This is a genomic window from Bernardetia sp. MNP-M8, assembly GCF_037126285.1.
GTDB lineage: Bacteria > Bacteroidota > Bacteroidia > Cytophagales > Bernardetiaceae > Bernardetia.
This window is the reverse complement of record NZ_CP147012.1, coordinates 4,140,101-4,166,381: the sequence shown is the minus strand read 5'-3', so window position 1 is coordinate 4,166,381 and position 26,281 is coordinate 4,140,101. Positions and strand designations below refer to the sequence as shown.

At 31.1% G+C, this 26,281-nt stretch carries 23 protein-coding genes; 7 read left to right on the top strand and 16 right to left on the bottom strand.

Going from position 1 to position 26,281, the window contains the following annotated elements:
- Positions 1–3 precede the first annotated feature (3 nt).
- The 13 genes from V9L04_RS16970 to V9L04_RS16910 form a co-directional block, all read right to left on the bottom strand.
- Positions 4–1,143, bottom strand: coding sequence for a glycosyltransferase (locus tag V9L04_RS16970; protein ID WP_338791058.1), 1,140 nt, complete (start codon positions 1,141–1,143; stop codon positions 4–6).
- 72 nt (positions 1,144–1,215) lie between these two features.
- A complete protein-coding gene (locus tag V9L04_RS16965) occupies positions 1,216–2,061 on the bottom strand; it encodes a glycosyltransferase family 2 protein (RefSeq protein ID WP_338791057.1) in 846 nt (281 codons plus the stop codon).
- A 38-nt stretch (positions 2,062–2,099) separates the two neighbouring features.
- Positions 2,100–3,206 carry a DegT/DnrJ/EryC1/StrS family aminotransferase gene (locus V9L04_RS16960; RefSeq protein ID WP_338791056.1) on the bottom strand — a complete coding sequence of 369 codons (1,107 nt, stop codon included), beginning with the start codon at positions 3,204–3,206 and terminating at the stop codon, positions 2,100–2,102.
- An 86-nt stretch (positions 3,207–3,292) separates the two neighbouring features.
- The gene (locus tag V9L04_RS16955) at positions 3,293–3,670 is read right to left on the bottom strand and encodes an FdtA/QdtA family cupin domain-containing protein (protein WP_338791055.1); all 378 of its coding nucleotides are present in this window, start codon (positions 3,668–3,670) and stop codon (positions 3,293–3,295) included.
- A gap of 41 nt (positions 3,671–3,711) precedes the next feature.
- Positions 3,712–4,737 (bottom strand): hypothetical protein, encoded by a 1,026-nt coding sequence (locus V9L04_RS16950; RefSeq protein WP_338791054.1) that lies wholly within the window; start codon positions 4,735–4,737, stop codon positions 3,712–3,714.
- Positions 4,738–4,741: 4 nt separating this feature from the next.
- A complete protein-coding gene (locus tag V9L04_RS16945; protein ID WP_338791053.1) occupies positions 4,742–6,586 on the bottom strand; it encodes a methyltransferase, TIGR04325 family in 1,845 nt (614 codons plus the stop codon).
- A gap of 4 nt (positions 6,587–6,590) precedes the next feature.
- Positions 6,591–7,817, bottom strand: coding sequence for an alcohol dehydrogenase catalytic domain-containing protein (locus V9L04_RS16940; protein WP_338791052.1), 1,227 nt, complete (start codon positions 7,815–7,817; stop codon positions 6,591–6,593).
- Between the two features lie 59 nt (positions 7,818–7,876).
- A complete protein-coding gene (locus V9L04_RS16935) occupies positions 7,877–8,944 on the bottom strand; it encodes a hypothetical protein (RefSeq protein WP_338791051.1) in 1,068 nt (355 codons plus the stop codon).
- A 14-nt stretch (positions 8,945–8,958) separates the two neighbouring features.
- Complete coding sequence (locus V9L04_RS16930; RefSeq protein ID WP_338791050.1) at positions 8,959–10,482, bottom strand: MBOAT family O-acyltransferase; 1,524 nt, start codon at positions 10,480–10,482, stop codon at positions 8,959–8,961.
- 6 nt (positions 10,483–10,488) lie between these two features.
- Positions 10,489–11,364 carry a hypothetical protein gene (locus V9L04_RS16925; RefSeq protein WP_338791049.1) on the bottom strand — a complete coding sequence of 292 codons (876 nt, stop codon included), beginning with the start codon at positions 11,362–11,364 and terminating at the stop codon, positions 10,489–10,491.
- A gap of 22 nt (positions 11,365–11,386) precedes the next feature.
- Positions 11,387–12,094, bottom strand: a complete 708-nt coding sequence (locus V9L04_RS16920; RefSeq protein ID WP_338791048.1) for an acylneuraminate cytidylyltransferase family protein — start codon at positions 12,092–12,094, stop codon at positions 11,387–11,389.
- Positions 12,091–13,149, bottom strand: coding sequence for an Ldh family oxidoreductase (locus tag V9L04_RS16915; RefSeq protein ID WP_338791047.1), 1,059 nt, complete (start codon positions 13,147–13,149; stop codon positions 12,091–12,093). The genes V9L04_RS16920 and V9L04_RS16915 overlap by 4 nt, the downstream gene beginning before the upstream one ends.
- A 1-nt stretch (position 13,150) precedes the next feature.
- Positions 13,151–14,431: an ABC transporter ATP-binding protein gene (locus tag V9L04_RS16910; RefSeq protein WP_338791046.1), complete on the bottom strand. Its 1,281-nt coding sequence runs from the start codon at positions 14,429–14,431 to the stop codon at positions 13,151–13,153.
- A gap of 229 nt (positions 14,432–14,660) precedes the next feature.
- Here V9L04_RS16910 and V9L04_RS16905 point away from each other — a divergent pair, with 229 nt between their 5' ends.
- From V9L04_RS16905 to V9L04_RS16875, 7 genes are all read left to right on the top strand, one after another.
- Positions 14,661–16,523, top strand: coding sequence for an ABC transporter ATP-binding protein (locus tag V9L04_RS16905; RefSeq protein WP_338791045.1), 1,863 nt, complete (start codon positions 14,661–14,663; stop codon positions 16,521–16,523).
- 143 nt (positions 16,524–16,666) lie between these two features.
- Positions 16,667–17,776 carry a diphosphomevalonate decarboxylase gene (locus V9L04_RS16900; protein WP_338791044.1) on the top strand — a complete coding sequence of 370 codons (1,110 nt, stop codon included), beginning with the start codon at positions 16,667–16,669 and terminating at the stop codon, positions 17,774–17,776.
- 127 nt (positions 17,777–17,903) lie between these two features.
- Positions 17,904–18,869 (top strand): mevalonate kinase, encoded by a 966-nt coding sequence (locus V9L04_RS16895; protein ID WP_338791043.1) that lies wholly within the window; start codon positions 17,904–17,906, stop codon positions 18,867–18,869.
- 262 nt (positions 18,870–19,131) lie between these two features.
- Positions 19,132–20,514: a hypothetical protein gene (locus V9L04_RS16890; RefSeq protein ID WP_338791042.1), complete on the top strand. Its 1,383-nt coding sequence runs from the start codon at positions 19,132–19,134 to the stop codon at positions 20,512–20,514.
- Between the two features lie 350 nt (positions 20,515–20,864).
- On the top strand, positions 20,865–21,830 hold the full coding sequence (locus V9L04_RS16885; protein ID WP_338791041.1) for a UDP-glucuronic acid decarboxylase family protein: 966 nt from the start codon (positions 20,865–20,867) through the stop codon (positions 21,828–21,830).
- Positions 21,831–21,971: 141 nt separating this feature from the next.
- Entirely contained in the window at positions 21,972–22,550 is a 579-nt protein-coding gene (locus tag V9L04_RS16880) for a hypothetical protein (protein ID WP_338791040.1), read from the top strand.
- Between the two features lie 160 nt (positions 22,551–22,710).
- The gene (locus V9L04_RS16875; RefSeq protein ID WP_338791039.1) at positions 22,711–23,787 is read left to right on the top strand and encodes a PhoH family protein; all 1,077 of its coding nucleotides are present in this window, start codon (positions 22,711–22,713) and stop codon (positions 23,785–23,787) included.
- An 80-nt stretch (positions 23,788–23,867) separates the two neighbouring features.
- On the opposite strand, the gene V9L04_RS16870 is transcribed toward V9L04_RS16875, so the two are convergent.
- From V9L04_RS16870 to V9L04_RS16860, 3 genes are all read right to left on the bottom strand, one after another.
- A complete protein-coding gene (locus tag V9L04_RS16870) occupies positions 23,868–24,929 on the bottom strand; it encodes a DUF952 domain-containing protein (protein ID WP_338791038.1) in 1,062 nt (353 codons plus the stop codon).
- A gap of 94 nt (positions 24,930–25,023) precedes the next feature.
- Complete coding sequence (locus tag V9L04_RS16865; protein WP_338791037.1) at positions 25,024–25,413, bottom strand: biopolymer transporter ExbD; 390 nt, start codon at positions 25,411–25,413, stop codon at positions 25,024–25,026.
- 57 nt (positions 25,414–25,470) lie between these two features.
- Positions 25,471–26,148, bottom strand: coding sequence for a MotA/TolQ/ExbB proton channel family protein (locus V9L04_RS16860; RefSeq protein WP_338791036.1), 678 nt, complete (start codon positions 26,146–26,148; stop codon positions 25,471–25,473).
- Between the last annotated feature and the right edge of the window lie 133 nt (positions 26,149–26,281).

The following is a 26,281-nucleotide window of genomic DNA, read 5'->3' as shown; positions in this document are numbered from 1 at the left end:
TTTTTAATTTTTCTGTTTGATGGCTTGCTCTAAAGCAGTCTGTAATATATCTATATGTTTCTCATTTGAGAAGTTATCTTTTATTCTAGTTCTCCCTGCTTGTCCCATTTTTTTTGCTTTTTCTTTATCTTTCAGAATTTCTAAAAGGTAATTAGCCATCTGTTTTACATTATGTTCTTCTGTAAGAAACCCTGTTTTTTCATGGATTACAATTTCAGGAATCCCTGAATGATAAGTAGAAATAACAGGCAAACCAGCCGATTGAGCTTCCATAATAGCAACAGGAGTTCCTTCACTATCTCCTGAAAGAGCTTGAATAGAATGCTGAACATAAGCGATTGAATTTTCCATGAGATTCATGTACGTGTCTTTTTCAACTGCACCATGAAAAATTACTTTGTCTTGTATCTCTAAATAATTGACTAGATTTTCACAGGTTTCTTTTAAAAGACCATCTCCTATAATATTTAGTTTAGTATTTGGCATTTGTTTTAAAACTTCTGCAAATGCTAAAATAGTATAGTAAGGTGCTTTTTTATCTACAAAACGAGTAATAGAAATAAAATTATTTTGCTCAAAAGTGGGTTTGAGTTTAAAAAAATCTTCGTGTGCAGAAGCTGGATTATAAATTATTTTATTCTCATCTGCACCAAACTTTTTAAGAACAGGAATCATGCTTTTAGAAACCACTAAAGATGAAGAAGCATATTGAAGCATATTTTCATAATTTTGCTTATGGTATTCTTGTTCTTTATATCTAAAAATATCAAAACCGAAGAAAAAAATTACTAAAGGAATATCAAGTTGCCTACAAATAGGATATATTTCTGCTGCTGTTGTTCCAAATTCAGCCAAGACTACTTCTATTTTTTTTTCTTTTAAAGCATTAGCAAAAAATTCTTTTGGGTCATATTCTCTTTTTGGAACTCTATCGTATATAAAAGCAGGTAATACTCTTTTTAACCTGTCAGTAAATGATGGTTTTGTTGCAAAATTTATTATAGCATATTCATCATCTATAAAATTAGGAATCGCTCCTCCATAAAAATAAGAGATATTTCCTTTTAAGTTTTCTTTATGGTTCTTAATGAATGTTTCACTAATAGCTGTTTTGTTTGGAGATAGGATAGCAATATTAGACATATAATAATATTTTTGCAATTATAAAAAACTACGTTTTTCAAAGCGTTAAATCAAATAGATTAGTTTGCTATTTTATTGAGATGAGGATTCAAATTTTTCTAGTAAAAGGTAATATAAACTTTTTAAGGCTAATAAATTAGGTTTTCTATACAAGTATAATATAATAGTTTTTATATTGTAAGGAAAGCCTTTTTGTCTAATAGCATCAAGTATATGATATTTATATTTTTCTACATCTGGTGTTGAGACTTTTACAAGAAACTTATTAATATACTTAGGAAGTTTTTCTTTCTTAAATACTTCATCAATAGTATGAGAAGAAATACCTTCCCCTGAATAGGTACAAACTATTTTGTCGACATATTTCGGTTTTATATGTTTGTATGTAAAACATCTAATATTAAAATCCCAATCTGCATATAATTTGTACTTTTTATTATAATTACCTAGATTTTCGAATAAATTTTTATGATAAAATATTACTTGATGGCACAAATTTCTTTCAAATAGATTGGCATAATCAACAGTACCACGATGAACAAATGTAGTATTTTTTGATTCTACTTCACCATACAAAAAATTGCATTCTTCTAAATTTTCATAACAAAATATTTGTGATATAACACCTTTTTGTAATTTATCATCTGTACCTAAGAAATATAACCAATCTCCAGTTGCTTTTTCAATGCCTTTGTTCATGGCATCATAAATACCCTTATCTGATTCACTTACCCAATATGTTATTTGATCAGCATATTTTTTTATAATCTCTACCGAATTATCTGTGCTTTTCCCATCAATAATAATAAATTCTATATTTGAATAATCTTGATTTATAACAGACAAAATACATTCTTCAATGCAATGATCTTGATTATAAGAGGGTGTAATAATGGATATTTTGGGGAGATTTACCATAGATATTATCTAGCAAAAAATAAGTTTACTTTATGAATTTAAAATTTATTCATTACTTCAATTACTTGATATATATCATCTTCCGTATGAAAATAAGAAATAGGAAGACTAATAATTGTTGAGTGAATAAGTTTTGCAATAGAAAATTCAGCTTTTGCTACCACATTTGTTAAAGCTTTTTGCTCTATTGGAGGAATTGGATAATGAATTTCTGTACCTACATTATTTTTTAATAAAAACTCTTTGAGTTTATCTCTATGTTGATGTCGAACAGCAAAAATATGATATACATCATAAAAATTTTTGTCTACTTGAGGAAGTATAAAATCTGATTTCAAATTCTCTAAATAAATTTGAGCTAATTTTCTTTTATGATTATTTATTTTATCTAATTCTTGTAATTTGATACGCAGAAAAGCAGCCTGTAACTCATCTAAACGAGAATTCTGTCCTACTCTTTCATTATGATATTTTATATCTGAACCATAATTACGTAGTGACCGAATTATAGTATTGAGACTCTCATCATTGGTAGTAACCCCTCCTGCATCTCCCAAAGCACCCAAATTCTTGGTAGGATAAAAACTAAAACCATTAGCTATACCAAAACTTCCTGCTTTTTTATCTTTAAATTTTGCTCCATGTGCTTGAGCAGCATCTTCTATAATGAAAAGCTCATTTTTTTTTGCAATTTCTTCTATTTTATCCATTTGACATACCTTTCCATACAAATGAACCACCATAATACCTTTTGTCCTTGAAGTAATAGCTTCTTCTATTTTATGAGGATCTATATTATAGGTTTCTAAATTAGGTTCAACCAAAACAGGTGTAAAACCATTGTGTAAAATAGAAAGAATAGTAGCAATATAAGTATTTGAAGGAACAATTATTTCTATATCTTCTTTGTCTTTTGCAAACTGATATTTTTCAGCTATTGCAGAAAGCGATAATGTAAGTGCATCTAAACCATTGGCAACTCCAATACAATATTCAGATTGAGAATAATGAGCAAATTCCTTTTCAAATTCTTTTACCTCATTACCTAAAACAAACCATCCTTTTTCTACTACTTCACCAAATTTTTGCTTGTATTTATCAAAAAATGATTTGTTTAATTGACTTAAATTTTCGTAGGCAATCATAAAAAAATAATTAATTATTTTGGAAAAAGTTATTCTGTGTTATTAGCTAGTTTGGTTATACACCAACAAAAGAGTGTAATAAAGGTTTATGTCTGTTTATCGGTATAGGCTTCAAATATATAATCATCAGCATCATACTGCTCAGAGGCTAATACCATTAATATGGCATCTGGTGTAAACTTATACATTTTATGCCAGTCTTTAGGATCTAAAAGCAAACATTTGTGAGGAGAGTCTAACTCAAATGTCTCTTGATTTTCGCCATCATCATTCCAAATCACACAGCTACCCACCAAACATATAGCAGCTTGTATAGTCTTATGATGTCTATGTCCTCCTCTTACAGAGTCATCTACTCCATAAATATAAAAAATTCTTTTTATATCAAAAGGTATTACTTTTTCTATTACTGTTAAGTTACCTCTTTTGTCTGTATAGGTTTTAAGATCAATTATTTTAGCCATTAGAGTTCTAAATTATGTAGTACGTTTTATGAAAAATGTTTCTATCTAAATAAAAAATTATAAACTCTACCATAAAAAGCATATTGTTTTTCAAGATGCAACACTCTACTCATTATCTTAGAAACAAACAAAGGATAGTCTGTAATTATAGTTTGTTTAATAGGAAATTCTCCTTTATATCTTGAGCTATTTTGATATTCAATTGCATACTTAGATTCATATTTCTTTAAAACTTTTATATATTTAATATAAATAGTAGTCAAAGGTTTTTTGAGATACATTTGCCCCCACTTTCCTTTTTCATAAGGCATATACAAATACTTATTTAAAGCTCTCAATCTATGAAAATGATAAAAAACAAGAGGGTTTCCATCTACATAAAACTTTCCTTTTTTTGTAGTAATTTCACTATTATCTACGTTGAATCCTGCCAAATTCACGCCTTTATTTTCACAAATATATACTTTATCTGATAGAGTAGAAAAATAATCTAGATATCTTTGGTCAGCAAAACGGCTTTTTTCTTCATCTACTTTATCGTAACACCATTCTATACATTTCTCTCTCCACCAGTCTAGAACTTTTAAACCTTCTTCATCTCTTTTAAATGTATTGAATACTACATTGTATTTTCCGTGGACTTCCAACCATTTGTTTTTTTCAGAAAAATGATGTGAAACAACAACTATAGAATTATCTTTCATTTCTTTGAAAATTTCAGCAGGACTTTCATAGAAATAAATATCAGCATCTAAGTAAGTAATCATATCCACAAACTCAAACTTATCTAATACATAACGAGTTATGCAAGGGGTCATCGTAAAATAATACTCTACTTTACTTCTTGTCTCTTTTATATCAAAGAGTTTTTTATCATGCTCTTCTAATTCACTTAATTTGATAGGAACTACACAATCAGTATAATTCTGACAAAAGAAATCAAAAACAAAATCATCTAAAGCAAGTACAAATAGTTTGAACTCTACTTTTTGTTTTTTTAATGAATGAATAAGAGCAAGCGCACGAGATAAATAATTTTTATCAAAATAAAGAGTAAAATAATACATATATTTATTTTATTTTTTTAAACCAGAACCCATTCCAATATCCTTTTTTATTATCTTCAAAATTAATAGTTCCTTCTATTAATTGTTTGTAACTAGTTACTAATTCATATTTTTCAGAAAATTGTTGTAAAAATTTTTCTTCATTAAAAAACCATGTTGGATAAGATGCTTCATAAATCGGTTCATGTACTTGCTGAACAGTTAACCTTTCAGAAGTATCTGCTACAAAAGCTGTTCTATCAAAAATTATGTACTCAAAATTATAAGATAAAATTTTGTCTATCCATAGATACGGATTTTCTAAATATTGTATTACACTAGATACTATCAAAACAGAAGGTTTTTTTTTATCTAAGCATTCTTCTATAGAATAAAAAAATGACAAAGTATCATCAGTGATATATTCTCTACCTTTTTCTACAAAGTGGCTTTGTTCTACTATGTTCCACTCTAGTTTCAAAATATCAAGAAATCTTCTATTTTGAAAATAGGAACTACCTAATGCTCCTCCAAAATCTATCAAAGATAACTCATTTTGATTACTTGCAGCTATATAAAGTAATGTTGTAATTAAAGACCAGTTATACTCAATTTTATCGAATGTTACAGAATCTCGCTCATAAGCAGCCATTCCATTTTTGACTAACAAAGTAGATTTAAGAACCTTATCTATTATAATTGAGTTGTCGTATCCACTACATTCACTTTGAGCTTCTTTCCAAGAATTATACTTACCTGACCATCCAACAATAGCTTTATTATCAATATTTTCTTTTATTTTAATAGGATTGGAAGTAGGTGGAAGAAATTTTCTATAGACTTTGATAAAAATGGGTGGTAGAAATAACTTTATTATTCTTTTTATCATGCCTGTCTTCTGTTTATTATTTGGTTTAAATATTTTTCTTATAAATTGATAATCTAATTGAGAAAGTATAAATTTACGTAGCTCTGATTTAGACATTTTATGCTTTACTCCCAACTCTTTATTGGCTATTTGTCGCTGTCTATCAATATTCTCAACATCTTCTATCGGAAACCTATAAGGAGCTAATTTTTTAGATTCTTCTCGTTCTTTTGCATAGGCACTGTGCCAATCCTCTTCCAAATTTTCATATTTAACATTAGGGCCAAACTCAAAAAATTTTAATCCAAAATAAATAGAATAATACACAGGAGAAGATAATAAATCGTTCGAAGTAGCATATTCACAAGATAGTGTATTCAAATAAAAATTTTGCAAAAAGTCTTGTGAGAGCAATTTACCATTCTGAACTACTTCAAAACCCTTTTCTCTAAATGGCTTATCTTTTCCTCTTTCTATATCTAGATAATACATACATACTTTTATTGGTTTATACTTTTCTGGAAGATTATCTAGCATGTCTGCATATGCTGTATAATCTGTAACTACATTAGAAAAATGAGTGCCTTTTGAAGGAAATGCAACAGTTCCCTTTTTTTCAATGATAGGATTTTCTTTTTTTACCTTCTCTAAAAATGGGTCTAAATAAATTATAGGCGCACCTATATTTTTTATATTTTGGTCTTTATTTCCCAAATAAGATTTAACAAATTCTTTTTCCTTATCAGAATACATTAAAAATAGAGATGAATCTCCTTTAGGAAGATAAAAAGAAAGCTGTTCTTTTACATTATCTTCTGAAGTTACACTAAAAAATTTTATTCCATGTTGTATTCTAAAATTTAAAGGTATCCAATAAGGCAAACCTGCATATTTTTTCAAGATATTGCCCAATCCATAATAGTTGTTTCCTTCCCAGTATTCTCTTTTGAGTTTTTTGACCAACTTAGGATTTTGTATTTCCTTATAAATATCAACTGCCATTTATTTAATTATTTAGTTTGAAATCTATATATGCATGAGGTATTTGGTCTAGAGGTAAAGGTGGATTTTGATAAGCATCAACAAAACTTACAGCTTCCTCTAAACCTCCCAAAACTTTTGAATGAGCAATTAAAGAAGAATTGATAAATTTACTAGCCCCTGCTTTTATCAATTCGATAGTTTCTCTTCTATTTCTTAAGTTTCCTACACCTCTTGACATAAGTATATTCAATCCTGAAGCTTGTATAAGAGATTTATCAATCACAATATCCTTAGAGCCAAAACCAAAAGGAATACAATGTGTGTTGGGAGATAATAGTTTAGCATTATCCCAAAGCATTGTAGAATTTCCAGATGTACAATCCATCAAGAAATTGGCATTTCTATTTTTAAAATGTTTACGAGCAGTTTCTCTTATAGATTGAATTTCACTTTGTATGAGAGGTTCTTCTTTTGAGCAGTCTTGACGATTCATTAATTCTGCCGTTTGGGGAGAGATAACATAACTTGTTATGGCATCTGGATTCAGAGCAACAACAGATGCAGCTCTTTTTTTGTTTGTATCTATTACTACAATCTTTGATTCTGGACAAGAGTGTTGATGCAAATAAGCTGCTAAATGTCCTGAATAACCAGCACCAAATAAAAGCATTCTACGCATACGCAATGTATCAGGATGACGTGTCATAGCATTTCTCACGTCTGCTACCAAAAAACTAAACATAAATGCTTTCAATTCTTCTTCTGAAGGATTTTCATAATGTTTATAACACAATTCCCAAGAATAAGCAGGTAGAACAGCATATTTAGCAAATGTACCGTCATTAGAGTGCTTTCCATGACCAATTATTGTAGATTCGTTATAATCACATTCTGTATATCTATGCAACACAGTACAAGAATAACAATCATAATGAGTACAAGGAGCATGACCTAAAATAGCAACATAATCTCCCTTTTCTACTTTGCTTTGCTTTCCATTTGTCTCTATAACCTTTCCTACTCCCCCATTACCAAAGACAAAGTAATCTTTTTCTAAAAATTCTTCTTTTCTAGGGTGTAGTAGATTAGGGTGAGAAGCCAACCAAAAACTACCGTGCATAGGTACATAACATATTTCAACCAATATTTCTCCTTCTTCTAAACTAGGTGTCGAAGTAGTGCGAATTTTTGTATGTAGTTTAGTATGGGTAGAATCTGTATAGGTAGTGTAGAGTTGGTTGTTTTCCATTTTTGAAAGTTGAATTGAACTTAAATTAAAGAGTTTTTATAGTAAGCAAAATTAGTACCTTATTCTAATAACCTTTGCATTGCAGTAGGGCGAAGATGATAAGCATCATAAAAATCTGGTGTTTTCATATTTATCTGATTTGGGTCATAACTGCCTACTAATTCTGTATTGGTCTTTTTTCCGATAGTAATAAATACTTTTTCTGCTTCAATTACATTTTTATATTTTTTGTTTTTGACAAAATAATCCCAAACAATTGGGTGATAAGGATGAAGAAGCAAAGTTACTTCTATATTTTTTTGTTTGAGGTATTCAATAAGTTTTAAAACTAACTCTTGATTTTTATTAGAAACTTCATCAAAGTCATTTAAAAATCGTATTTTATCGTTTTGTATGAATGATTGAGCTTTTTTTTCTACTTCTTCACTTTCTCTAAAAAATTGTTTTGCATTATACAACCTTGAGCCATCTGCAAGTTTTGTATCTGCGATTTCATTTATACTATCCAATGAAACCTCATAATATGAATTATTTTTATTTTGAGACATCATTTTTACTGATTCTTGAAAGTAATTAAAAGAAAATGCTTCTTTTAATTTGTCAGTATAGGCTTTCAAAATATTCTTTGTTGTTTGAGTTGTTGTAACTTCTATTTCTAATTTTTGAGACAATTCTATATAATAAGATTTCAAAGGCAACCATCTTACTTCATCATTATTTGAATTTAATATCCATGGGTCTAGTCCCAAGATTATTTTCTTAGGTAATTTATCATTTTGCTCATAGAGAGCAATAACACCATAAATATCTTCTATCGTAGCTCCACTTAATCCACTATTTATAAAATAAGAATCTTCAAAAAAATAATTCCTTATTTGCATTACCCTACTACTACCTATGGCTAGTACATCAGGTGTTTTAGTCATTTGATTGATGAGATTTATTTGCACCTTACGCTCATCATAATTATAAATGCTACTAATATTATTTCCCTTTATTAATTCTTGTGCAATTTCTTTTTCTACCTCCCCTGTACTAAACAACAATGCAGGATCTACAATGACATTGACAGATAATACAAAAATGAGGAATGGAATAAAATAAAATAATTTTGAAAAGATTTTCATTGATTCTTTACTTTTTAGAATTGAAAATATATAAATTGAGACTCTGAAAAAACTCCAAAAAATAAGATGGCTAACAACAAAAGATAATATAAAAACCATCTTACAAGCCAATGTAAATTGCTGATGGTAGTTCGTAAAGAATATTTTATCTGTAAAAAATGAATAAACTCCATTGTCAATATAGCTAGTATAGAAATTGTAAAATCATATACTGACATCTTCAAATATTCATTGTTTATCTTTATATGATTCTGCCAAGTAATATCATTTTGATTTAAAATTACTGATTTGAATGTCCAAATAATATCTTTAAATTGAATAATTATATTTGATGAGAAGCTATTTTTTATCAACAAGAAAGCGTCCTGTATTGTATTAGCTCTAAAAAATACCCAAGCTAATAAAACTAATAGAAATGTAATACTAACATTTACTAGTTTGTATAAATTACTTGTTTTATCTATCCTAAATTTTTTATAAAAAATTTGACTTATAGGTGCTATAAATAACGCAAAAATTAAATAAAAGCCATGTAATGCTCCCCAAAAAATAAAAGTCCAGTTTGCGCCATGCCAAACTCCACTAATCAAAAAGGTAATAAAAAGATTATAATACCAACGCCATTTTATTGTTCTGTTTCCACCCAAAGGGATATAAACGTAATCCTTAAACCAAGTAGAGAGGGAAATATGCCATCTTTTCCAAAACTCCGAAATAGATTTAGAAAAATAAGGTCTATCAAAGTTTTTCATCAAATCATAACCCATTACTTGAGCAGCTCCAATAGCTATATCTGAATAGGCAGAAAAATCACAATAGATTTGGAAAGCAAAAAAAACAGATGCTATCCATATACTTAATCCTGAAAAATTGGATGGGTCATTATACACTGTATTGACTACCATCGATAACCTATCTGCAATGACAAGTTTTTTGAAAAACCCCCAAGCCATTAATTGTAACCCATACTTTACTCTAGTATAATCAAATAAATGATTTACTCTAAATTGAGGTAACAAATGACTTGCTCTCTCAATAGGACCTGCCACTAATTGGGGGAAAAAAGTAACAAATAATGCAAAAATACCGAGGTGCTTTTCAGCTTTTATTTTTCCATTATATACATCAATAGAATAACTTAATGTTTGAAAGGTATAAAAAGAAATACCCATAGGAAGTAAGACATGCAATAGAGGGAAAATAGTATTCCCTGTTATGAAATCAAAAGTTTGATTTATGGTAGTAGCAAAAAAATTGAAATATTTGAAGCTAAATAAAATTCCTAGATTAGATAATAAACTCAAATAAAGAAATGGTTTCCTTTCTTTTTTACTCTCTCGCTTACTAATTTGGGTAGAGCAAAAATAGTCTATTAATGTAGAAAGTATTAATAATAAGATATACTCTACCTTCCAAGCCATATAAAAAATATAGCTTCCAGTAAGAAGCAATATCCATCTATAACGATGAGGTAGAATAAAGAAAAGAAATACAATAGTTGGGAAAAATAATACAAACTCCCAAGAATTAAAGAGCATTCTATTTTAAAAATTAGGATAAATTTGATAGCTTTTTTCTAACATAAAATTTTTCAATAAACTTTCATTAATAACATTATATTGAGGTAATACATTTTTATTAAGTGTAAACTTACTTGATTCATTATTTGTGTGTGTGTAATCTTCAGAATACACACAATTTCTTCCAGAGCCATCTAATCCAATATTATCAATGAGTGTTTGCCTTGGATAAATGACTGTTGTACCTGTGAGATAATGTACTAATGACCAAGGAATACTCCATACATCAACAAGTCCGTTTATATATTTTTCAGAGTTAGCCAAACGATGTAAATCAGGAGCAATTAGTTTTATATCTATTTTAGCTTGTTCAAATTTTTCAAGCACCTTACCAACCTCTATTTCATAATCACTCCATCTATCAGCCCAAGTTGCCCATCCCCATGTAGAGAATCTAGACATTAAGAGTAAATCACTACTTTCAGAAACTTGAAAAGGAGTATTAGGAGGAAGGTAACCACAGACAGAACGTACATTTTTATTATCCTTCTGACTTATGAGTGTTTCTTTAAAAAACTTATAAGCTCCATCTCTAAGTACACAATCATCTTCAAGTAAAATAACGCCATCATATCCTCTCTCAAATAAAGTATCTAAGGCATAAATTACAGACTTTTTAAGCCCTTTAGGCTCTTTGTGCTTATAGAGAGTTATATTTAATTTATCTGAATGCTGGTCTATTAGTGATGTGATTTTTTGTTGATTTTCTTTGACTTCTTGTTTTTCAGAAAAATCCAAAAAAGCATAGACATCGTCAACATTATTTTCCACAAGACTTTCAATTACTTCTTGACAATGACTTGGACGATTGTATAATAATAGAGCAATAGCAATTTTCATCTTAGAGTATTAGATTTAACTTTTATTTATTCTTTATTTGTGTGTCATATAGAGAGCGTGCCATAAGTAAATCTACTGGAGTATCTATATCTACTGAACGCCACTTTTCCATTTCTACCATTCCTATTTTATCTCCCATACGACACGTTTTTTCAAACAAAACATCTTTTCGCATAACATAAATAGCTTTATTTTCAGCCCATTGATTCCACATTTCTTTCTGACGTGGCATTCTATTACAAGGGTCATAGTTAGATGGTATTACTGTTTCATCATCATTATCTCCTGTTTTTTTCCATAGATAACGAGTATCATGATAAACAGATAGCACAGAATCATACTCTCCTGATTTTACTAACCTTACAGCTTTATTTATAGATTCTATGTCTCTAAGAGGAGCAGTAGGATATAATAAAACGATTATGTCATAATTTACATTTGTATTTTTTTCAAACTCTTTTGTAGTCCAAATCAATAACTTATCTACTTCTTGTAAAGTTTTATCATGAGCAAACTCGTCTGGTCTATCCACAACTGGAGCACCAAAAGAAGCAGCAACATCTCTTATTTCTTTGTCATCAGATGTTACGACAAGATTATCTATTTCTGAAGCATTTTGTGCATGAGAAATAGTATGAGCAACAAGAGGCTTACCTCCTAGTAATTCTATATTTTTTCTTGGTATTCCTTTTGAACCACCACGTGCTGGTATTATAGCAAGTACATTCATAATAAACTATTTAAAAGTTGTGTAGAAATATTTAATTTTTGAGCAATATCAACAAATTGCTTCGTTAATTGAGAGCTTACAGGAATGCCTGTCATTAACCGTTGTTCTTTTGTTTGTTTTTCTTTATCGCCTGGTACATAAACAGGTATCATTGCATCGACTCTTTCAGAATTTCTAATTTGCTCACACAGTTTTTGCAAATTTTGCTTAAAGACCTCTGTAGAATCAAAAGCACTAATATTGAGTGCCATAAAAAAATGTCCTAGATACCTCTTATCTGAAGGAGAACTCTCATACATAGAAGAGACATCACTTGCAAAAGGCATATTATTTAAAAAACTTGAAAATATATCGACAATCATTGCCAAACCAAATCCTTTATAATCGCCAATTCCCTTGAGATAATATGCTAGATTAGGGTCAATTGTATTTTTACCTTCAATATTAGTTGCTGCATCTAAAGGGAGTTCTTGGTTTAAGCTCTTATAATGCTTGATTTTATTACCAGTAAGTATTGTTGTTGCTGCATCAAAACAAAAAGGTTCTTCATCCATCATAGGAGCAGATACACAAATAGGATTAGTGCCAAAAAAAGATTTTTTACTGTTTGGCGTACTCATCTTGGGAGTTGTACTGGTCATAACCAATCCAACCATGTCTTTTTGAGCAGCACGATTAGCATAGTGAAATAAACCTCCCATGTGATTTGAGTTTGAAACTCCAACTATTCCAACACCATATAGATGTGCCATGTCTATTGCTTTATCAATTGCTCTAACTCCACTTCCATAAGCAAAACTATGTTTAGCATCCATTTTTGCAATACAAGGCGTAGTACATTCTATCTTAATATCTGCCTCTGTTACAATTCGTCCGTTTAGTACAGCATCAACATAATGAGGCAATAATCGAATACCATGAGAATCTATACCTTTTAATGATGCTTCTGCTAAAGATTCTGCACAACTATCTGCTGATAGAGTATCTACTTTTATTTTCTCTAGTACAAGCAGAATATATCTTCTAATGTTTTCAAATGTTATAAATGATTCCATTCTATTCAATTTTTATACTTTTTTGCCATTCTGTGTCTATTCTAACAATTCCAGGTCTTTGCATACTTCGAATTGACCTTGTATCATATAACTTAAAACTACATATAGTTTCTCGTCTATCTAAATGTTCTAAATTAGCTACTAATACAGCAGCAACTGTAATATAATACGTATTAGGGACAAAAACAGAAGGTATTCGAACCAGAAATGAGTGCTTTCCGATGGGTAAAGAAGAAGGGAAACCATCTATAATATCTCTAGTATCATTGAAATATACTTCTATTCCTTTTTCATTTTGTAATTTCAAAGCTAAGTAGAAATTAGGAAGAGTTTCAAGTATTTCAAATTCTATATTAACATAAACCTCATCTCCAAACTGAAAATCTTGTTGCAATGCCTTATCAGCATTGAGTATGCTTATCTTAGTAAATCCAAAAGGTTTTGATTTTTTCACTTCTAAAATCACTTCTGATTTTTTTGTAGCTTCATTATTTATCTCTAAATAATAATCTACCATTTTCTGTGTATCTCCTATATGCTTTATAGTACCTTGTTCTAATAACATAGCTTTAGTACAAAGTGTATTAATAGAATTCATATTATGGCTAACAAAAAGAATAGTTCTACCTTCTTGATTAGAAACATCTTGCATCTTTCCAATAGCTTTTTTCTGAAACTCTGCATCTCCAACAGCCAGTACCTCATCTACTACCAAAATATCAGGGTCTAAGTGAGCAGCTACAGCAAATCCTAAACGGACAGTCATACCAGAAGAATAACGCTTTACAGGAGTATCCATGTACTTTTCTACACCTGCAAAATCTACTATTTCATCTAATTTACGAGTAACTTCTCTTCTGGACATGCCTAAGACAGCACCATTGAGATAAATATTTTCTCTACCTGTAAGTTCTCCATGAAAACCTGTACCTACTTCTAAAAGACTAGCAATTCTACCTTTTATTTTTATACTTCCAGTTGTGGGAGCAGTTATTTTTGATAAGATTTTGAGAAGAGTTGATTTTCCTGCACCATTTTTCCCAATAATTCCAAGTATTTCGCCTTGCTGTACTTCAAAATTAATATCTTTCAATGCCCACACATAATCTGAATTAGATTTTTGTGTACGGTCATTGGTTTGTCCTATCTTCAGGGTAGGGTCTTCTTTTCCTCTTATCTTTGCCCAAAAACGAGCTGCATCATCTCTAAGCGTTCCACTTCCTACAAGCCCCAAACGGTACTGTTTGCTTATATCGGTAGCTTTAATAACAATATTACTCATTCAGAAAGGGTCAGTAAATTATGAAATAAAAAATAATTGAATAAGGATACAAAAGACAAATATAGTATTTTTTGATAAAAAGTCTGTAAAAAATTCAAGTTTACAAATTTTCTCTCTTAAATAAAGATTGAGAAACAGGTATGAAAACTATTTTACCTTAACTTTGTAATTGAATAGCAATACATACTAGAATCAAATAAAAACTTCAAATTAAATAGAAAAGATAAAAATGGCAAAAGGTGACGGAAACCGAAAACGCAAAGAAGAAGCAGAAAAACTGACCATAAAAGACCAAGCAAAGGCACTCAACTATTTACCTCGCTTTTTCAAACTCATTTGGAAGACAAGTCCACGTTTTGCCTTCACAACCCTAATTCTTAGAGTTTTCAAAGCAATTATTCCACTTGTTACACTCTATGTTGGCAAATTGATTGTTGATGAAATTGTACGACTCATTAATTCTGATACTGCTTTTGAGCTTATTTCTGAAAATACAAAATACCTTTGGATTTTGGTTGGAATAGAATTAGGACTTACTATTTTTTCTGAGATATTGAGTAGAATAATTACGCTTACTGATAATCTTTTAGGTGATTTGGTAGCAAACTATACTTCTGTTCAGCTTATTAGACACGCTTCAAAACTAGATTTAGAGCAGTTTGAAGATGCGACCTTTTATGATAAACTAGAACGAGCAAGGCAGCAGACTTCGGGACGTGTAATTCTGATGTCACAAGTTTTATCTCAAGGACAAGATATTATTACACTTGTTTCATTAGCTATTGGCTTAGTAGCTTTCAATGGCTGGCTTATTTTGATTCTAATTTTGGCTTTAGTTCCTGCTTTTTTGGGAGAAACACATTTCAACGAACGTGCTTACTCATTATCTTTAAGCTGGACTCCTGAGCGAAGAGAATTAGATTATCTGCGTTATATTGGTGCAAGTGATTTTTCTGCCAAAGAACTCAAAGTGTTTGGCTTATCTGATTTTTTGGCAAATCGTTTCAAATTTCTTTCAGATAATTATTACACTGAAAACAAATCATTAACTCAAAAAAGAGCTTTTTGGGGAAGTTTGTTTTCACTTATTGGTACAGCTTCTTATTACGTAGCTTATGTTCTCATCATTATCGAAACAATTACAAAAGTTATTTCTTTAGGAGATTTGACTTTCTTGGCTGGCTCATTTGAAAGACTTCGTTTTATGTTGCAACAAATAATGGGACGTTTTTCTAGTATTGCTCAAAGTGCACTTTATCTCAAAGATTTATTTGAATTTTTAGAATTAGAACCTTTAATTCCTGTTACAGAAACACAAAGACAAGTTCCAAATCCAATAAAAGAAGGGTTTGTTTTTGAAAATGTGGGTTTCAAATATCAAAATCAAGAACGTTATGCCATCAAAAATCTTTCTTTTACGCTTCACAAAGGCGAAAAATTAGCGTTGGTAGGAGAAAATGGTGCAGGAAAAACAACCTTAGTAAAACTTTTAGCACGACTTTACGACCCAACAGAAGGACGAATTTTGTTAGATGGACACGATTTGAGAGAATATAATCCCACACAATTACGAAATTTGATAGGTGTCATTTTTCAAGATTTTGTCAAATTTGAATTAAGTGCCTCTGAAAATATTGCTGTTGGAAATATTGAAGAACGAGAAAACAAAACATTAATTACTGAAGCTGCCACAAAAAGTCTAGCAAATGATGTAGTAGAAAAGCTACCTGAAAAGTATGAGCAAATGTTAGGTAGAAAGTTTAATGGTGGTGTCTCGCTTTCAGGTGGAGAGTGGCAAAAAGTAGCTTTAGGACGTGCTTATATGCGAGATGCACAACTCTATATTTTGGATGAGCCAACAGCAGCATTAGATGCCCGAGCCGAACACGAAGTTTTTGAGCGTTTTGCAGAGCTAATTGAAGGAAAAACAGCAGTTCTGATTTCACATCGTTTTTCTACAGTAAGAATGGCTGACAGAATTTTGGTCTTACAAAATGGAGGACTTTTAGAAATTGGGTCACATACCGAACTTTTAGAAAAAGATGGGAAATATGCTGAACTATTTAATTTACAGGCAGAGGGCTATAAATAGAAATTTCCTCAAAACATTTCTCAAAAAAAAGTATTTATCCATTTTGATAAGTAACTTTGTGCTTTTGATTTATGGATTTTCGCTTACTTCGCCGTTGTTGGTGTTTTAGCAAAGCGACACCAACAACACTTAACTTTCTATTCATGAATTTTTCTGTAACAGACAACGATTTTTTTAAGGAAACTTCTCTTCTATCAAAAGAAGAAAAAAAAGGAACAATCACTCATAAAAGTCCTTCAAATATTGCTCTCATAAAATATTGGGGCAAACATGGCGTACAACTTCCCAACAACCCTTCCTTAAGTTTTACACTTACGAATGCTTTTACAGAAACAAGATTAGAATTTGTAACTAAAAAAGAAGGGGAATCAAAATCAGAAATTTCTTTAGAGTTTTGGTTTGAAAACGAAAAAAATGGAAAATTTGAACAAAAAATACGCAAGTTTTTAGAAAGTCTTTTGCCTACTCAACCCTTTTTAGGTTTTGTTCATCTCAAAATTTACTCTCAAAATTCGTTTCCTCATTCAGCTGGAATTGCCTCATCAGCTTCTAGTATGGCAGCTTTAGCCTTGTGTTTGTGTGATTTGGAAAAAAACCTCTTAAATACACTTCAAAACGAAGAAGAGTTTTATCAAAAAGCCTCTTATTTGGCTCGTTTGGGTTCTGGAAGTGCTGCTCGTTCTGTTTATTCAAATATCCCTATCACCACATGGGGACAAACAGACAGTATACAAAATACGTCTGATTTGTTTGCTAGTCCGTATTCTCTACCAATTCATGCTATTTTTCAAAATTATCAAGATACAATTCTGATTGTTTCAGCAGAAGAAAAAAGTGTTTCTAGTCGTGCAGGTCATGCGCTTATGGAAAACAATCCTTTTGCACAAACTCGCTATAACTTAGCACATTCAAATCTAAAAAAACTCATTCTTGCTTTAGAAAAAGGCGATACAGAAACATTTATTGAAGTTGTAGAAAATGAGGCTTTTGTCTTACACGCACTCATGATGTGTAGCTCTCCTCCTTTTATTTTGATGGAAACAGGAACACTAACAATTATCAAAAAAATTCAGAAATACCGTCAAGAAAAAAATATTCCTATCTGTTTTACGCTTGATGCAGGTGCAAATGTACACGTTTTGTATCCTAAAAAGTTTGAAAAAGAATGTTTGACTTTTATTGAAAATGAATTAAAACCTTTTTGCTTTGAAGGAAAATACCTTATTGATCAGTTACCAGTAATCAGTAAATAGTTACCAGTTAATTTCAAATATAGTTTTGTTTTTATTTATCTCATCTTACAAAATCATAAAAAAATTATACACGAATAATAGAATTGTATTTAATTCTAAATTCTGAAATCTAAATTCTAAATTTATAGTGAAATCTCCTTTTTTTAACTCAAAAATACTCCTTTTTGGCGAGTACGGCATCATTCACGAAGCGATGGGACTTGCTCTTCCTTACGATTTATTTCAAGGAAGATTAATATTTAAAAATGTTACTCAAGTTTCTTCTAAGATTATACAATCTAATAATGAGCTTCGAACTTTTGCTGATTATCTCAAAGAACTCGTGAAAGAAGACGATTTTCCGATTGCCTTTGATTTTACGTCCTTAGATTTTGATTTAGAACAAGGTCTTTTCTTCGAATCTACCATTCCACAAGGTTTTGGTGTGGGCAGTTCAGGCTCTTTGACGGCTGCGATGTATCAGCGTTATGCACGCAAAAAATTACCAATTGCAAATGGAGTTCCGACGACAGAAGAAATTAGTAATTTAAAAAAGGTTTTTGCTAGAATGGAAAGTCATTTTCACGGTTCTAGTTCTGGTTTTGACCCCTTGATTTGTTATTTGAATATGCCTTTGCTCATAAAAAGCAAAAAACATATTGAAGTAACTCAAATTCCAGATTTTGAAGCAAGTAAAGATAAAAATGATGATACAAGAGGCGCAGTTTTTTTATTAAATACAGGCAGACCACGCAGAACTGAGCCTTTAGTAAATCTTTTTTTAGAAAAATGTAAAAACAAAGACTTTGCAGATGCGTGTCAGAATCAATTTATTCCCTTGAATAACGCTTGTATAGAAACTTTTTTAGCCAATGATTTGGAAGGTATGTTTAAAAATTTGAGTGATTTATCTCATTTTCAATACAAAAATTTCCAACCTATGATTCCATCTTTGTACCGTCCACTTTGGAAACATGGTTTACAAACTAATGATTATTACTTAAAACTCTGTGGTGCAGGGGGTGGAGGCTTTATTTTAGGTTTTGCAAAAGATTTTGATAAAGTAAAACATCATTTTTCGCAGTATCAAGTTAGGGTGGTTTATGAGATTTGAGAGTAATTATTTTGCATAATTTCATTACAGAAAAAAACAAAAAACTACTAAATAGTTTAAATTTCAACTTTATCAGCTTTTAATCATTTACAAAAGGCTGGAAAAAGTTTGTTCAAACATTCATTTATAGAGGAAATTAAAAAGTAAGCCTATCATAATCACTATCAAAACACTTTATTTAATTGGATAATTTTAAGTATCTTTAACCAAAAAATAGCCTTAAACTATTTAATTATTAGGATAACAATTTAAAATTAAAAAAATGACAAAAGTGGCATACGGAACATTTCCTGTTCTAAAAGCAATAGAATTTAGCTCAAATGAGGAAACAAATCAACCCCTATTACCTAGCAGTTGGACATGCACAGCAATTTTACACCCTTATGCTCCCCCAACAGATTCAAACCAACTTACAAATCCTTTTTTTCAATTATGTATTGCTTCCATTACATTTATTGAAAATGAGATATTATCTGTTCAAGTAACAGGATTAGAATATGGTACTTGGTGGTACAAAATTACTCCTTTAGAAACTACTCTCTCTACAGACAAAGGAATAACATGGACTTCTCTAAAAGATACAGGATGGACATTACCTACAAGAAACTGGCTAGAGGAAAATGCTACTTATTTCAAAACAAGTTATTTGAATTGGATGGAAGCTCAAGAAGTAGATTGGTGGAAACAACCTGTAAAAAATTCGAATGCAGCAACATGGATATGGTTTGATAATAAAACTAAACTACCCTTTCGAATGATGTTTGGAACACCCCCTCCAACCTCAACAACGGGTGACCCAAAACAACTTGCCTTTTTTCAGAACTTCTCATTTACTTATTTCTCAAAATTTGAAGCTGTTAGTAATCCAGATACTTCTATTTGGAATACCCCTTCTATTCAAGGATTTAATAATGGTAATCCGTTCAATTATAAACTGATAGAGTGGAATCATTCTTTTTCAATGACCACTATAATGACTCCTGTAGACTCTAAAAGTATGCCTTTACCAACTTGTGTTCTCTACCAATGGAAGTCAGACGAAGAATATCAAGAACATAGAGACAGAACACAATGTACGATGATGTCGCAACAATATAATCCAGAGGCAGGATTCGGAACACAAGTTGCCATGCTATATGGTCGTCCTCCAGCAGATATGACCAATCCCCCAGCCTTATCAAGAGATGGTTATATTTTTAATGAAAATGTTTATTTTACAAGAGGTTATCCAGAACCTGTAGTAGTAAATTGTAGAAATATTGGCTTAGGACAACAACCCCCAACTTGGGCAAGTATTCCAGCCGTACAAGGAACAATCCATGCAACAATAATTGATAACCCTGTATTATGTCCAAATGAAACTGTAAATATAATTTCGGCTCTCTTTCCTCCTACACCTCAATATCCACAAGGAAGGTATCTTTGGACATGGTATAGTTTATTACCAAATTCTGATGGAAGCCAAAGCAGACCAATAACCTTTATGGAATCTGCATCCGAAGTTTCTGATGAAGGAACAAGTTTGGCACTTGCAGATTATTTTGAATGGGTCAGAAACCCAGTAGGAACATGGTTTGATAAAGAATATTTTGACCTTCCTACTATGTGTTTACATGTGCCTAAAAGAATCCTTTTCAAGAAATAACCATTCAAATTCTGTTATTGGTGTTTGATTTCAGCCAGCTTTTATCTATCACCAACAATTCTGACATGTACAGATTTTAAACAAAGAATTAATGACTAAAAAAGAATATGATATTATAACAGAAATAGTAGCACCAATTTATTTAGACATATTTTCTTTGTGTTATTGCGATGACATGGACGAAGAAGAAGAGACTGAGTTTTTTAGAACATTTAGTAGATTTGAAAAAATCTATGCAGAAAATAAGAAAAAGGTTAAGCATCAATATAAAGTAAATAAAAACTTCCCTAGATTTTCCTTAAATTTGTCTATACTCATCTTTTACGAAAAAATAGACTTTAATTTTACGAATGAAAAAAATACTTATTGCAGGTGCAGCAGGTTTCTTGGGTTCTCATCTTTGCGACCGTTTTATTGCAGAAGGTTATTATGTTATCGGAATGGATAACCTTTTGACAGGAAATATCAAAAATATCGAACATCTTTTTGAGCTTCCTAATTTCAAATTTTATCATCACGACATTACTACTTTTGTACATGTTCCTGATGATTTAGATTATATTTTACATTTTGCTTCTCCAGCTTCTCCAATTGATTATCTCAAAATGCCTATTCAAACTTTAAAGGTTGGTGCATTGGGGACACATAATTTATTAGGACTTGCTAAAGCAAAAAAAGCTAGAATTTTGGTGGCTTCTACTTCAGAAATCTATGGCGACCCAGAAGTACACCCTCAAACAGAAGAATATTGGGGAAATGTAAATTCTGTTGGTCCTCGTGGAGTGTATGATGAAGCAAAACGCTTTTTAGAATCAATTACAATGGCATACCACAATGCACACGCAGTAGAAACTCGTATGATTCGTATTTTTAATACGTATGGCCCTCGTATGCGATTGGATGATGGACGTGTTTTGCCTACTTTTATGCGCCAAGCCATTGAAGGAGAAGATTTAACAATTTTTGGAGATGGTTCTCAAACTCGTTCTTTTTGTTATGTAGATGATTTGGTAGAAGGAATTTATCAACTTCTTTTGAGTGATTATCATTTGCCAATGAATATCGGAAACCCAAGCGAAATTTCTATGTCTGATTTTGCAGAAGAGATTATCAAACTTACAGGAACTTCTCAAAAAGTAGTTTATCAAGACCTTCCAGTAGACGACCCAAAACAGCGTTGTCCAGATATTACAAAAGCTAAAAATATCTTAGGTTGGACTCCAAAAATTGACCGTGCAGAAGGACTTAAAAGAACCTATAAATTCTTTAAAGAAATTTTAGATAAAAAAGCTGCTGATAATTCAGTAAAAGCATAATTTTTACAGAAATGGATTAGAAATTAATCTAACATTTTTAATGCAACATCAGTTTTGATTCTTTCGTCGTCTATATAGTATTCTCTATTAGAGTGCGAAAGAATCATTTTTTTAGCTAGAAAATATATAGACAATTATTATATGAAAAAATTATTTTTTAATTCTCAATTCTCAACTCTTAATTCTGTATTATTTATAGGCTTACTTTGTCTGACAGGTTGTTTTGCAGAACCAGATTACCCTAATACTCCTCAAATTACTTTTGTAAACCTAGAGAACTTACAGAGTAAAGCGAGAGCAAATACAGATTCTGTCATAATTACTTTGTTTTTTCAAGATGGTGATGGCGATTTAGGGCTAAGTTCGTCAGATACTTTACCTCCATTTTCTGAAAGAAATCCAGATGGAAGTGTTAATCTTTTTAGACATAATTTTTTTGCTGATGTAGAGCGTTTGAATGAAAATGGAGAATTCGAACCTGTAACTTTTGCCTCTCAAAATTTTAATCTAAACTCTCGTTTTCCCGTTCTGAATACATTAGATAAAGAAACAGCTTTGGAAGGCGACCTTAGATATTCTATTAATGTTATTTATACCAGTTTTTCGCCTGTTGAGAAAGGAGATGTTTTAAGATACAGAATAAGTATTGCTGATAGAAACCTTAATGTTAGCAATGTTATTGTAACTGATCCAATGACACTAGGAGTATATGATGAATAAAGACAAAATAAATTTAAGTTTTAGAGTATAAATTTTAGAACTAAATACCTTATATTTGAGTTCTAAGTTTATTACAATTTCAATTCATTCAGAATGCTAATTTCTAATTTTATAGTATTACTTCTGAATTCATACTTCTAACTTCTAATTTTATTTTAATTTGGTAGAAAAAATAATACCTTTAAAAGATATTTCTTTAGTCGATTTTTTGGGTGTAGAAAACAGAAATATCAAAGAAATATCACTCTCTTTTCCCAATAGTAAGATAGTGGCTCGTGGAAACGAACTTCGCATACAAGGTAATCGCCCCGAACTTTTGCATATTAACGAAATTATAAATCTTCTCTTGGAGCATTATAATCGTTATGGTTCTGTTTCTGTTGAAGATGTAAGAAGTTATATTGAGCAAGATGCTGATATGATTTCACAAGCACGCCAAAAAGATGAAAACTTAGTTTATGGTATACAGGGAACACCAATTAGAGCAAAAACACCCAATCAAAGAGAGCTTGTAGAAGCTGCATCACATAATGATGTCGTTTTTGCACTTGGTCCAGCAGGAACAGGAAAAACCTATATTGCTGTGGCTTTGGCTGTTCGGGCTTTAAAAAACAAACAGGTCAAGAAAATAATTATTACTCGTCCTGCCGTTGAAGCTGGTGAAAGTCTAGGCTTTTTACCTGGGGATATGAAGGAAAAAATTGACCCTTATTTGCGTCCTATTTATGATGCTTTGGCTGATATGATTGCGCCTGAAAAGCTCAAATTTTATCAGGATACAAATGTTATTGAAATTGCTCCAATTGCTTATATGCGTGGTCGTACACTTTCAAATGCCTTTGTACTTCTAGATGAAGCACAAAATACGACAACAATGCAGCTCAAAATGTTTCTTACTCGTTTGGGATTAGATTCAAAGATGATAATTACAGGGGATATGACACAGGTAGATTTACCTAGAAATGTTACTTCTGGACTTGCACAGACTGTCAAAATTCTTAGAGATATTGATGGAGTTGCAGTAGTGGAGCTTTCAGGAAAAGATGTGGTGCGTCATAAACTTGTGCGTCATATTATTAGTGCTTACGAATCTTTGGAAGACCAAATAGCACAAAAATCGGAAGAACGAAGAGAAGCAATTATCAAAGAAAGTAGAGAGAGCAGAGCCAAAAAACAAGAGGGAAGAGAAAATGCTTTTGATAAATTAAAACGTCAGGATAACTCAGAAGAAGAGTAATTTTGTTATTCTACATTAAATATCAAAGAGCTTTATTTTCAATAATAAGGCTCTTTTTTTATTTGTCATCCAAATCAAATCTATTCATAAAATTCATCATCAATCGTTTTATCAAACTCAAAAACCCCATTTTTATTTTTACTAATTTCACTCATTCTAAAAATTGCCATTCTTGGAATATAGCCATAAATATGAGGAAACAGTAATCCATCAGGTGCATACTCATCTTTTATCAGCGAATGAACACGCTCAGGCGCAATATGCAAAACCAAAACCGATTCTTCCTCTGAAAAATATTTATTGGCAGAACGTGCTACCTGTTCAGCATACGAACAATGAATAAACTCTCCTGGAGGACGAATCTGTGTATCCTGATAATGGTCTAAATCCCAATCTGAGAGTTTTACTAAATGATAAAAACGCTTTGGAAGTGGATTTGTAAATATATTTTTAGGTTCTTGCCAGCGTTCCCAATCGTATGCTTGAATGTTAGGAAAATGTTTTTTGTAATCATACATAGAAGGCAAATCATAGCTATATCCATGGTAATAATAGCTTTTTTGATGTTCTTTAGCATATTCTATTTCCATCAACATTGTATAAGTTCCTAAGCTATTGCTATAATAATCTGGGTCGTACATTCCATAAACCGACGAAATAGCTTCCTCTCCAATATCAAAGAAACTACAAGCAATTAATTTTCCTCTTCCTTTGTCAGTTGGACTTGTTTTTCCTTCCTTTTCTGTATCATAAACATTTATCTGATAGGTCGGATTAGGAATTTTGTCTGGTTGGCGAGACAGAAAAACATAAATATCTTGTGGAATAGTATGTGAGAATTTCTGTTTGTGTTTATTAAAAAGAACATGATGCTCTGTCGTAAGTGCAATTGGTTCAATGACAGTTCTGAAATGCTTATTTTTGGATAGAATTTTCTTGAAACGTTTGCTATGCTTATATCCTTCTAACTCCACACGCAAAGGAACAACCATACAAAGCACATCATCATACAATGCCCAACTGTATCTATAAAAATGCGTTCCAAAATGTCGCCATCCTTGTTTCCACAGTATATCTAACTGTTCTGGACGAACACGCATCAAGTGTTTACTTTCATTAATATAATTAGGAGGTATTGCCATTTTATTCAATTACGAATTATGTTTTTAATTATACTGTTATTCAACTCTAATTTTTGAAATCGGATTTCTAAATTTATTTGTTGATGAATAAAATTTATTCTTTTTCAACAGCTAACTGCACTTTTATTCCTAATTCGTGTCCGATATCCATAACTTGAATAATTTTTTGAATTGGAGTAGTATTTTCAGCGTGTAGAACAACTTCTTTATCACCTGTATTTGGAAGAATAGATTTGAGTTCATCCTTCATTTGTTCGATAGCTACTTCTTGTTTATTGACATAAAATTTTCCTTCTTCTGAAATAGTAATTGTAAGTTTTGGCATTACTGCACCACCTGAATTACTTGTCGGAACATTTACTTCTACTGCTGAAGGCGTTACAAAATTAGAAGTCAGCATAAAAAAAATCAATAACAGAAATACAATGTCTGTCATAGAAGACATATTAAAGCTAGGATCAAATTTAAGTTGAGATTTTGGCATGACATTCTTTCGTTTAGGATTGTTTTTGGGTTTTTAAAATCGTTAATCGTAAAGAAATTAGCTTCTCTGTTGCAACATCAATATAAAATCATGAATGAGTGTATTCATCCTACCCGTTACTTTATGAATTTTTGCTATTAAATAATTATACATAATATAGGCAAAAAGACCTACTACAAGTCCACCCATTGTAGTTCCCATTGCTTGATAGATTCCTTCTGCCAAAACTTTTGCACTTGTGGCACCATCTTGATTAGCAAGCTCTGAAAAGGCCTGAATCATTCCGACAACTGTACCCAAAAAGCCTACCATTGGCGCAGCACCTGCCACCAAGGAAATATAACCTACTTTTCTTTCTAGTTTGGTAAGTTCTCGTTGAGCTACTTCATCTATACGTTCTTTGAGTTGGTCTGACTTTACATAAGTCATTATTTCAAGACTTTCTCTCAAAATAATAGAATAAGACGAAGAAGATTTACGTAATGCTTCTTGTGCACTATCCATTCCTCTACTAATAAGCAGTTGTTTAATACGGTCTAACAAATCTTTTGGATTCTCTCTAGTGAGCTTAAAAAATGTCCATACTCTTTCTAAGAAAAAGTAGAATAATAAAATAGAAAGAGCAATAAGGGTATAACTAACAATTCCACCTGTCATAAACACTTCTAAGTAATTTACGCTTGCAGGAGGAGGAGTTTCTATAGTAGCTTGAAGTAGAATAAGGGGAATATTCACAGTTGAAATTAATTAATGGATAGGAAGATAACTTTTTAAATACTTATAGAGTGCTTTTTATAGAACCATTTGATTAAAATAGAAGTAGTCAGAATTGAAATAATACTTTCAATTCTGACTTTATAAGTTAGAT

Bases quoted from the DNA above. Each gene is read 5' to 3' on its own strand.
- V9L04_RS16960 (WP_338791056.1), bottom strand. From the start codon at position 3,206: ATGATTGCCTACGAAAATTTAAGTCAATTAAACAAATCATTTTTTGAT.
- V9L04_RS16885 (WP_338791041.1), top strand. From the start codon at position 20,865: ATGAAAAAAATACTTATTGCAGGTGCAGCAGGTTTCTTGGGTTCTCAT.
- V9L04_RS16940 (WP_338791052.1), bottom strand. From the start codon at position 7,817: ATGGAAAACAACCAACTCTACACTACCTATACAGATTCTACCCATACT.
- V9L04_RS16915 (WP_338791047.1), bottom strand. From the start codon at position 13,149: ATGGAATCATTTATAACATTTGAAAACATTAGAAGATATATTCTGCTT.
- V9L04_RS16870 (WP_338791038.1), bottom strand. From the start codon at position 24,929: ATGGCAATACCTCCTAATTATATTAATGAAAGTAAACACTTGATGCGT.
- V9L04_RS16965 (WP_338791057.1), bottom strand. From the start codon at position 2,061: ATGGTAAATCTCCCCAAAATATCCATTATTACACCCTCTTATAATCAA.
- V9L04_RS16945 (WP_338791053.1), bottom strand. From the start codon at position 6,586: ATGGCAGTTGATATTTATAAGGAAATACAAAATCCTAAGTTGGTCAAA.
- V9L04_RS16865 (WP_338791037.1), bottom strand. From the start codon at position 25,413: ATGCCAAAATCTCAACTTAAATTTGATCCTAGCTTTAATATGTCTTCT.
- V9L04_RS16930 (WP_338791050.1), bottom strand. From the start codon at position 10,482: ATGCTCTTTAATTCTTGGGAGTTTGTATTATTTTTCCCAACTATTGTA.
- V9L04_RS16900 (WP_338791044.1), top strand. From the start codon at position 16,667: ATGAATTTTTCTGTAACAGACAACGATTTTTTTAAGGAAACTTCTCTT.
- V9L04_RS16920 (WP_338791048.1), bottom strand. From the start codon at position 12,094: ATGAATGTACTTGCTATAATACCAGCACGTGGTGGTTCAAAAGGAATA.
- V9L04_RS16970 (WP_338791058.1), bottom strand. From the start codon at position 1,143: ATGTCTAATATTGCTATCCTATCTCCAAACAAAACAGCTATTAGTGAA.
- V9L04_RS16950 (WP_338791054.1), bottom strand. From the start codon at position 4,737: ATGTATTATTTTACTCTTTATTTTGATAAAAATTATTTATCTCGTGCG.
- V9L04_RS16905 (WP_338791045.1), top strand. From the start codon at position 14,661: ATGGCAAAAGGTGACGGAAACCGAAAACGCAAAGAAGAAGCAGAAAAA.
- V9L04_RS16910 (WP_338791046.1), bottom strand. From the start codon at position 14,431: ATGAGTAATATTGTTATTAAAGCTACCGATATAAGCAAACAGTACCGT.
- V9L04_RS16935 (WP_338791051.1), bottom strand. From the start codon at position 8,944: ATGAAAATCTTTTCAAAATTATTTTATTTTATTCCATTCCTCATTTTT.
- V9L04_RS16880 (WP_338791040.1), top strand. From the start codon at position 21,972: ATGAAAAAATTATTTTTTAATTCTCAATTCTCAACTCTTAATTCTGTA.
- V9L04_RS16955 (WP_338791055.1), bottom strand. From the start codon at position 3,670: ATGGCTAAAATAATTGATCTTAAAACCTATACAGACAAAAGAGGTAAC.
- V9L04_RS16925 (WP_338791049.1), bottom strand. From the start codon at position 11,364: ATGAAAATTGCTATTGCTCTATTATTATACAATCGTCCAAGTCATTGT.
- V9L04_RS16890 (WP_338791042.1), top strand. From the start codon at position 19,132: ATGACAAAAGTGGCATACGGAACATTTCCTGTTCTAAAAGCAATAGAA.